This window comes from Marinifilum sp. JC120, assembly GCA_004923195.1.
Taxonomy (GTDB): domain Bacteria; phylum Desulfobacterota; class Desulfovibrionia; order Desulfovibrionales; family Desulfovibrionaceae; genus Maridesulfovibrio.
The window spans coordinates 1-1123 of sequence record RDSB01000079.1 but is presented as its reverse complement, the minus strand read 5'-3'; the positions used below and the strand labels follow the sequence as shown (position 1 = coordinate 1123).

The window sequence follows — 1123 nt, the reverse complement described above, 5'->3', positions numbered from 1 at the left end:
CACTATGCCCAAGGAGAACCACATGTCCAGTTTCAATCAAAACATCATAAAACACAAGATTGGTCTGCTGAATCTGGCTGAAGAGCTTGGTAATGTTTCCAGAGCTTGCAAGCTGATGGGTTTTTCTCGCGATACTTTTTATCGGTATCAGTCAGCTAAGGAAGAAGGTGGAGTTGAAGCTCTTTTTGACAAGTCTCGCCGTAAACCCAACATGAAAAATCGGGTAGATCAGGCAATCGAAGACGCCGTTGTGGTTTATGCAACTGACTTTCCTGCTCATGGACAAACAAGAGCCAGTAACGAGCTAAGGAAATTGGGTGTTTTTGTTTCACCGTCCGGCATTAGATCTATCTGGATGCGGCACGATCTGCATAATTTCAAGCTCCGCCTAAAGGCGTTGGAAAAGATCTCTGCCGACCAAGGAATACTCCTTACTGAAGCACAGGTTCAGGCTCTCGAGAAGAAAAAGGATRACGATCTGGCCTGTGGTGAAATTGAAACTGCGCATCCGGGTTATCTAGGTAGCCAAGATACTTTCTATGTCGGCACGATTAAAGGAGTTGGGCAGATTTACCAGCAGACTTTCGTGGACACATATTCCAAATGGGCAGCAGCCAAGCTTTACACTACCAAGACACCGATSACAGCTGCTGACATGCTGAATGACAAAGTCGTTCCATTCTTTGCGGAGCAGGATATGGGGATTCTGCGCATTCTCACAGACAGAGGGACAGAATATTGCGGAAACCTTGAAACACATGACTATCAGCTGTTTCTTGGCGTTTGCGGTATCGAGCACACAAAGACTAAGGCTCGTCATCCACAAACCAACGGTATTTGCGAACGTTTCCATAAAACGATTCTGGATGAATTTTACAAGGTCACATTTAGGCGTAAGATTTACGCTTCACTGGACGAATTGCAGGCTGATCTTGATATCTGGATTGATGAATACAACACGCAACGTTCTCATCAGGGAAAAATGTGTTGCGGTAGAACACCAATGGCAACTATGCTGGATGGAAGAGAACTCTGGAACGACAAGGTCCAAAGTTTAAACTAAACTGACAATTTCGGTCCCATCAGAAAGGCGGACTGTCAGATCAAGTATGAACCACTACAA

General features: G+C 45.0%; 1 protein-coding gene. It reads left to right on the top strand.

Annotated elements, in window-relative coordinates; genetic code table 11:
* Nucleotides 1-22 precede the first annotated feature (22 nt).
* Complete coding sequence (locus tag D0S45_20455; GenBank protein ID TIH08733.1) at nt 23-1063, top strand: IS481 family transposase; 1041 nt, start codon at nt 23-25, stop codon at nt 1061-1063.
* Nucleotides 1064-1123 lie beyond the last annotated feature (60 nt).